An 8786-nucleotide genomic window follows, 5' to 3' on the forward strand; every position below is an offset into this window, starting at 1 on the left:
TCTAATTACTGTGTAAAAAAATATTATATGTCCCCAATACATATTAAATAAATTAATTAGTAATAATGGACTTAAATTTAAGGCTACCATCATTAATGTATAAGGTAAGTTTTGTATAGATATAAGAGTAGAATTTATCATAGTATTTTTTATAGTATTTTCAAACTTAGATATCATTGGAAATACATATGTAAGTGTAAAAATATATATTATACTTATCATAGTAAATACCAACTGTAAAGCCTTACTAATTGATTCATTTAAAACTAATCTAGATATATAGAAATCAAATAATAATACTCCTCCTATTATTAACATAACAGTCCATACTATTGTACTAGTTTTAAAGTTTTCTTTGAACCTTTTTATAAACTCTTTTACTATATATGGTTCTTTATCTTTTGCCATCTGCATCGCAACAGAGTACGTAGCTGTAACTGACGCCCCTATAGTTATAATTGGCAAGCATGCTACTATACATAATAAGTTAAGTATAACTATATTAGTTATCTTTCCTAGAACCTCAAAAAATTTGTTGTCATATCTGAATAAATTCCCCATAAAAAATCCTTCCTCTTAATTCAAAAAGTATTAAATAAAACTGCCATAGTTATTATTATAGCAGTTTATTTTATATATTTATTAATTTGTTATTACTATCCCAGTTTCATTATCAAAAACATGAACATTCTCCATATCAAATTTAAACTTCACTTTGTCACCTACTCTCGCTGGAGTTGTAGCCTTTACTCTTGCAGTCATAGGGAATTGTTCTATATTAAAGTATAAGTATACCTCTGATCCTAATAATTCATATACATTTATAGTAGTTTCAATTTCTCTTCCTGTACTTTCTTCGTTTAATTCAGTTAAATCGTGCACATTCTCTGGACGTATACCCATAGACACTACTTTATTTACATATCCACCATCAATTAAGGCTTTACCCTTAGCTTCTGGTAGTACTAATTCATGCTTTCCTACTTTTAATGTAATTTCTTTATCATTTTTGCAGACTGTTGCATCTAAGAAGTTCATTTGAGGAGAGCCTATAAACCCAGCTACAAATTTATTTTTTGGCGAGTTGTATAGGTTTTGTGGCGTATCAACTTGTTGTACTACACCATCTTTCATTACTACAATTTTTGTACCAAGAGTCATAGCTTCTGTTTGATCATGAGTAACATATATCATAGTTGCTCCTAATCTTTCATGCAGTTTAGATATCTCTGTACGCATTTGAACTCTTAATTTAGCATCAAGGTTTGATAAAGGCTCATCCATTAAGAATACTTTTGGTTCACGAACTATTGCTCTACCCATGGCAACCCTTTGTCTTTGTCCTCCAGATAATGCCTTAGGTTTACGATCTAATAATTTTTCAAGATCTAGTATTTTAGCAGCATATTTAACTTTTTCATCTATTATTTCTTTTGGAACTTTCTTTAATTTTAGCCCAAAAGCCATATTATCATATACACTTAAATGTGGGTATAAGGCATAACTTTGGAATACCATTGCTATATCTCTATCTTTAGCTTCCACATCATTTACTACTTTATCATCTATTTTTAAAGTCCCTTTACTTATATCTTCCAGTCCTGCTATCATTCTTAATGTTGTCGATTTACCACAGCCTGATGGACCTACGAATATTATAAAGTCTTTATCTTCTATTTCTAAATTAAAATCTTTTACAGCTTCAAAACCATTTTCATATATCTTACTAATATTTTGTAATGATAAGCTTGCCATTTTTTAATCCCCCTCATATACACTTAATGATACTAAAATTATTTTCTTAATTTAGAAGTTGACTCTCTAACAATTAATTCCCCTTCGAAAACTCTATGCTGATTTTTAGTCTTCTTGTTAATTAAATCAAATAGTATTTTAGTAGTTTCTCTTGCCATTTCTTCCACAGGCTGACGTATGGTAGTAATAGAAGGGTTATAATAATATGTCATATCTAATCCATCAAATCCTACAATAGAATAATCCTGTGGAATTCTTTTTCCACTTTCCAATATAGCTTTACTTGCTCCAATTGCCATACTATCAGAAATAGAATAAACTGCTGTAAACTCCTCTCCTGACGCTAATAGTTCTTTCATCAGCTTATATCCATTTTTTATAATTTGAATATTTTCATTATTATCAGTATGTCTGATTAGATTTTCATTTATAGGAATATTCCTATTTATTAATGCATTACGATATCCTTGTATACGCAATTTACTAATACTTTGATCACTTTTACCAGCAGCTAAAATTGCAATTTTTGTATGACCTTGGTCACATAAAAAGTTAACTACTTTTTCACTTTCATTTTTATCATCTACACATACTGATGAGTATAAATTTTTATCTACATCACCTGCTATAGCTATTGTACTTAAAACAAAAGGTACATTAATTTCTTTTAGTTTCTCCTCTTGATGAGAGAAATTTCCTCCAAGAAATACAATTCCTTTTAGTCTTTTTTCTTTTATAAGCTCTAAAGCCACTTCAACTTCATCTTGGTTCGAATCAACTCTATGTAATATAAAGGAATATTTTCTATCTTGTATTTCTTCTTCAAATACTTTTATCATATTTTGAAAAAATGGGTTGTCTATCCCTTTTATTAATACTGCTATGGTTTTAGTATCTAAAAGTTTTAAGTTTCTAGCACTTTTATTTGGAACAAAGTTACTTTCTTTTATAACTTCCATTATCATAGTTCTAGTTTCTTCACTTATGTCAGGATGATTGTTAATGGCTCTTGAAACTGTGCTTACTCCGACACCACATATCTTAGCTATATCTTTAATTGTGATTGCCTTCATATTAACACTATCCTTTCATTATTGTATTTTGCTATATCAGTTTATCACATAATAGACACTAAAATTATATCCTTGCATATAATTTAGTTAACATCTTTATTTTCTTTATCATTTTCTTAGAGAAGCAATCTTTCTCCATTCTCCATTTCCAGTTCCCACCTAATGTTGAAGGTGTATTTATCCTTGCCTCTGATCCCAATCCTAAATAATCTTGAACTGGTATTATACAAGTATCTGCTACACTTCTCATAGCTAAACATATAAAATCCCAATGTATAGCATTATCACGAGTATATTTGTTATTCATATAATTAATAGACATTCTTTTATCTTCTTTACTGATTTCTTTATACCATCCACAAATAGTATTATTGTCATGTGTTCCAGTATAAACTATACAATTTCTATTATAGTTATGAGGTAGGTAGTCACTATCCTCTCTTGAGTCAAAAGCAAACTGTAGTATTTTCATACCAGGATATCCTGTATCTTTAAGAAGTTGTTGTACACTTTCTGTTAAAAATCCTAAATCTTCTGCTATAATGTCTACTTTTCCTAACTCCTCTTTCAAGTATTTAAATAATTCTATCCCAGGTCCTTTTTCCCATGTACCATTTACAGCAGTCAAATCTCCATATGGTATAGAGTAATATTCATCAAAACCTCTAAAGTGATCTATTCTTACAATATCATATAATTCAAATGACTGTTTTATTCTTTTTATCCACCATTCATAATTGGTAAACTTATGATATTCCCAATCATATAATGGATTTCCCCACAACTGACCTGTCTCACAGAAACTATCTGGTGGACACCCTGCAACAGCTGTTGGTATACAATCTTTGTTTAATTGAAACAGTTCAGGACTTGCCCATGTATCTGAACTATCTAACGATACATATATCGGAATATCTCCTATAATAGAAATTCCTTTTTTATTTGCATAAGCTTTTAATTTATTCCACTGATTAAAAAATAAATATTGTAAATACTTATAAAACTCAATTTCTTCTTGTAATCTTTTTTCATATATTAATATAGCTTCTTCTTTTCTTTCTCTTATATCTTCATCCCACTCTATCCATGACTTTCCATCATATGAATCTTTTATTGCCATATATAATGCATAGTCATGTAACCACCATTTATTTTTTTCACAATACGCATTAAATTTTTTACTTAAACCTATATTACTTCGTTTATATGCCAACTTTAATATTTTATATCTTGATAAATAAACTTTTTCATAATCAATATATTTCTGATTATCTCCCCAGTCATAACTATTACACTCATCCTCAGATAATAAGTCCTCTTTAACTAATTCATCTAAGTCTATAAAATATGGATTACCTGCAAAAGTAGAAAATGATTGATATGGAGAGTCACCATATCCAGTAGGGCCAAGAGGCAGGATCTGCCATAAACTTTGGCCTGCTTCGTGTAACATATCTATAAAATCATAAGCCTCTTTTGAAAAAGCTCCTATACCATATTTTGATGGTAAACTTGCAACAGGTAATAACATCCCACTTCTTCTCATGATGTCCCTCCTATAATACTTTTTGTTATCCTTTTACAGCTCCAGCAACAACACCTTCTATAATGTGTTTTTGACAAACTAAGTAGAAAATTATTATTGGGATAATAGCTAACACAAGCATTGCCATCATAGCTCCCATATCTCTATTTCCATTTGATCCTACAAGCATTTGAATTACTACCGGAATCGTTTTATATTTTGTAGATAAACCTATAACTAGATAAGGTAATAAGTAGTCATTCCATATCCACATTGCATTTAATATAGCAACTGTTATAGATGTAGGCTTTAATATTGGTAATACTATGTAGAAATAAGTTTGTAATGGATTACAACCATCTATCATAGCAGCTTCTTCTATTTCTAATGGTATTGATTTAACAAATCCACTAAACATAAATACTGATAAACCTGCCCCAAAGCCTAAGTATAAAGCAATCATACCTACTGGATTTGCTAAGTTTAATGTATCCGCTAATTTTACCATAGGGAACATTACCATTTGGAATGGTACTATCATTGAAAATACAAATAAGTAGTAAAGAGTACTTGTTAATTTACTTTTTACTCTTGTTATATAATAAGCAGTCATAGATGTGAAGAATATTATTACTACAACTGATCCTATTGTTATAAAAAATGACCATCCTATAGCACTTAAAAACCCTGTTCTCTCTAATCCATTAATATAATTTGTAATTCCCACAAATGTCTCTGGTGTAGGAAATGCAAACGGATTATCACTTATAAAAAACTTACCTTTAAATGAGTTTATAACTATAAATAAAATAGGAGCTAAAAATACTACTACTAATGCACAAAGTATTAAAAATGTAATACTATTTCCCATGCTTTTTTTTCTTCTTGGAACTGCGTTTTGCATTATTGTTCTACCTCCCTCTTTCTAGTGTAATACAATTGAGTAAGAGCAATAAGAGCTACTATTATAAAGAACATAACGGCTTTTGCCTGTCCAACACCTTCAAAGTTATTTCTTCCATAGAATGAATTTACTATATTCAGTGCTAACATTTCAGTTTTGTGCATTGGAGCACCATTAGTTAAAGCTAAGTTTTGATCATATAGCTTAAAGCTATTTGATAGCGTTAGAAAGAGACAAATTGTTATAGATGGCATTACCATTGGTATTGTTACATGTCTTAAAGTTTGCCATTTTGTTGCTCCATCAATTTTTGATGCTTCTATTAATTCTGTAGGTACATTTTGAAGGCCTGCTATATATATGATCATCATGTATCCTATCATTTGCCAGTTCATTAATAATATTAATCCAATAAGTCCATACTTTCCATTAGCAACTAAAGTTGTTCCATAGTTTGCTAGAACAGCATTTATCATTGATTGCCAAGTATAACCTAGCACTATACCACCTATTAAATTAGGCATAAAAAATACTGTACGGAAAAAGTTTGTTCCTTTTATCTTCTTTGTTAATAAATAAGCAAGTGTGAATGCAATTATATTAACAGTTACTATAGATATAATCGTAAAGAAAGTTGTGAAACCAAATGATTCTAAGAATCTTTGACTTGGCTCAAATGCTGTTATATAGTTTTGTATCCCTACAAACTTTGCATTACTTACTGTAGTAAAATCACAAAATGATAAATATAATCCTGTTATAAATGGAATTATAAATGCTATGGAGAATGCTATCACTGTTGGTAATAAAAATACAGCAAAATATTTTTTCAATGTTTTTTGCATACTATACCTCCTATTATTAATAAAAAGTAAGTGCTATAAAATAATCTTAGTTAAATAAAAAGCTTAGACCATAAATATTATTACCTCATAATTTAACTAGGACTTAATCCTTAATTTAGTTTAACGGTAATATACTGTTATTTATGGCTAAGCCTTTTCTATCTTGAATTAATTTAATTTTAATATCTTTAAAATAGTTCTAGATCATTATTTTATTAATAGTCTATCAACTTTCAAAAATACACTTACAAGTATTAATGTTTTTATTAGTTATATTTATTTAGCTGCTTCTTTTTCGCTAGCCCACTCATCAACTACTTTAGTTTTAACATCTTCCCACTTCATATTTCCATTAGCATACTCAAGTAAAGCTGCACCAAAGTCATCTTTGAATGTTTGACTTGGGAATGATACGAAGTTCCAGTCTACATTATATAAATCTTTATTTCCTAAGTATCTTAAAACTTCTTGAGCTAAAGGATCTTGTGGAGTTTCAGCATCTTTGAATGTATCAAATGGAGCTATAAATCCTAATTCTTCAGTTACATGTTTTTTACCAGTATCAGAAGTAAATAACCACTCAATGAAAGCTATAGATGCTTTTTGATCAGCTTCAGAAGCTTTGTTGTTTATAGAGAAGAAGTTTTCAGTTCCTATACAAAGACCTTGTTTTTCTTCACCTTTAACACCAGTGTATATAGGCATGAATTTAACATCTTCTTCTTTAACAGTATTTCCTTCAACTTCTGCTATTTGTCCCCATCCCCAGTTACCATTTTGAACCATAGCTGCTTTACCTAAAGCGAATTCAGCCATTGAATCAGATACTGTTTTACTTCCTAATAAAGTAGGTTCACAAGTAGAATTATTTATGTATAAATCAAATATATTTTTATATTGATCAGCATAAGTAAAATCTATCTTGTCTAAATCAGTTACATCTTTATCTTTGTATTCATAGTATATAGGTAAGTTAGCTAAATGAGTTTGCCATCTCCAGTCTTCACCAGGAGTTAAAGATGTAGAAGCAAATACACCATCTATTCCTAACTTATCTTTCTTAGCTTGCATATCTTCAGTTACTTCTTTTAATTTATCAAAGTTATTTATTTCATCCATAGATTTAGCTTTTGCACCATCTAATTTGAAGTATTTTTCCATTATTGCGTTGTTATATATTATTCCATATCCTTCTTCAACGTAAGGTATACCATATACTCCATCTCCATCTTTAACAGCCATATCCTCATTTAATAGGTGTTTATATAATTCTGTATCTTTTAAATCAAGAGTATAATCTTTCCAAGCTTGGTATCCTACAGGTCCATTTATTTGGAATAATGTTGGAGCATCTTCCTTAGCTATTTCTGATTTTAAAGTTTGTTCATAAGTACCACTTGCAGCTGTAACTACTTTTACTTTTACACCAGTTTCTTTTTCATAATCTTCAGCTATCTTTTTCCATTGTTCTTCCTGCTCTGGTTTGAAGCTTAAGTAGTATACTGAACCTTTTTCATCACCTTTAGCCGCATCATCAGAAGATGATGAACAACCAGTTAATGCTACAGTTGCCATAACTGCAGATAAAGCAATTGTTAAATACTTTTTAAGTTTTATCATGATATTTCCCCCTCATATATTTTAGTCTTCCTCCGGAAAGGTTTCCGATAACGTTTCCGATAACGTTTTCCTTCCCTGTTAATAAAATAGTAACACCCATTCTTTTAAAAATCAATAAGTTTTACTATATCTTTTTAATTATATAAAAGTGACTATGTGAACATATAAGTTAATATTATACAGTGGACATAGCCACTAACTTTCTACTTTAATTTCCAAATATCATTATTGTATTCATCAATAGTTCTATCAGATGAGAAATATCCAGCTTTGCTAATATTAATCAACATTCTCTTTGACCATTTCTTCCTATTTTCATATTCTTTAAATGCTTCTTCTTTTTTATCACAATATGATTGGAAGTCTAATAACCCCATAAACCAATCCTTTTTAATTATTTCTTTATATAACCTTATAAGGTTTTCTTCACATCCAATTTGCATAAGTTCATCGCCAACGATAAAATCTACTACTTCTTTTATATTTTTATTTTTTATATATAAATCAAGTGGATCATAATCTCCCTGTGCATAATGTTTGATTACCTCATAGCTACTTTCCCCAAATATGAATATATTTTCATCTCCAACAAGTTCATGTATCTCAACATTAGCTCCATCTTCTGTCCCAAGAGTTAATGCACCATTTAACATGAATTTCATATTTCCTGTTCCACTTGCTTCTTTTGATGCTAATGATATTTGTTCTGATATATCACATGCAGGTATTAATTTTTCAGCTGCAGTAACATTGTAATTTTCTACCATTACAACTTTTAAATATTTACTTACTTCCTCATCATTATCTATAAGTTGTTGTAAGCATAAAATTAAATGTATTATATCTTTTGCTATTGTATAAGCAGGTGCTGCTTTGGCACCAAATATAATTGTAATCGGTGTTGTTGGAACACTTCCCTTTTTAATTTGTAAATATTTATAGATCACATATAAAGCATTCATATGTTGTCTCTTATACTCATGTAATCTTTTTATTTGAATATCGAATATAGAGTTTTCATTAATATCTATATTTTGAACTTTTTTTAAATAGTTTTTAAGCTC

The 8786-nt window shown here is 29.4% G+C and carries 8 protein-coding genes; all 8 read right to left on the reverse strand.

Going from position 1 to position 8786, the window contains the following annotated elements; all coding sequences use genetic code 11:
• Positions 1 to 561 (reverse strand): YesL family protein (locus NSA58_RS11570; RefSeq protein WP_257560487.1); only part of this gene is annotated, 561 nt, incomplete at its 3' end.
• Between the two features lie 81 nt (positions 562 to 642).
• A complete protein-coding gene (locus NSA58_RS11575) occupies positions 643 to 1755 on the reverse strand; it encodes an ABC transporter ATP-binding protein (RefSeq protein WP_039680901.1) in 1113 nt (370 codons plus the stop codon).
• A gap of 38 nt (positions 1756 to 1793) precedes the next feature.
• Positions 1794 to 2828 (reverse strand): LacI family DNA-binding transcriptional regulator, encoded by a 1035-nt coding sequence (locus tag NSA58_RS11580; protein ID WP_039680902.1) that lies wholly within the window; start codon positions 2826 to 2828, stop codon positions 1794 to 1796.
• Between the two features lie 64 nt (positions 2829 to 2892).
• Positions 2893 to 4374, reverse strand: a complete 1482-nt coding sequence (malQ, locus tag NSA58_RS11585) for a 4-alpha-glucanotransferase (RefSeq protein ID WP_074080262.1) — start codon at positions 4372 to 4374, stop codon at positions 2893 to 2895.
• A gap of 25 nt (positions 4375 to 4399) precedes the next feature.
• On the reverse strand, positions 4400 to 5257 hold the full coding sequence (locus NSA58_RS11590; RefSeq protein WP_052233111.1) for a carbohydrate ABC transporter permease: 858 nt from the start codon (positions 5255 to 5257) through the stop codon (positions 4400 to 4402).
• Positions 5257 to 6102: a carbohydrate ABC transporter permease gene (locus tag NSA58_RS11595; RefSeq protein WP_074429977.1), complete on the reverse strand. Its 846-nt coding sequence runs from the start codon at positions 6100 to 6102 to the stop codon at positions 5257 to 5259. Before NSA58_RS11595 ends, NSA58_RS11590 begins: the two co-directional genes overlap by 1 nt.
• Before the next feature lie 276 nt (positions 6103 to 6378).
• Positions 6379 to 7722 (reverse strand): ABC transporter substrate-binding protein, encoded by a 1344-nt coding sequence (locus NSA58_RS11600; protein WP_039680905.1) that lies wholly within the window; start codon positions 7720 to 7722, stop codon positions 6379 to 6381.
• A 203-nt stretch (positions 7723 to 7925) separates the two neighbouring features.
• The coding region (locus tag NSA58_RS11605; RefSeq protein ID WP_257560488.1) for a glycogen/starch/alpha-glucan phosphorylase at positions 7926 to 8786 on the reverse strand (861 nt) is incomplete at its 5' end.

The organism is Terrisporobacter muris (assembly GCF_024621905.1).
Lineage (GTDB): Bacteria > Bacillota > Clostridia > Peptostreptococcales > Peptostreptococcaceae > Terrisporobacter > Terrisporobacter muris.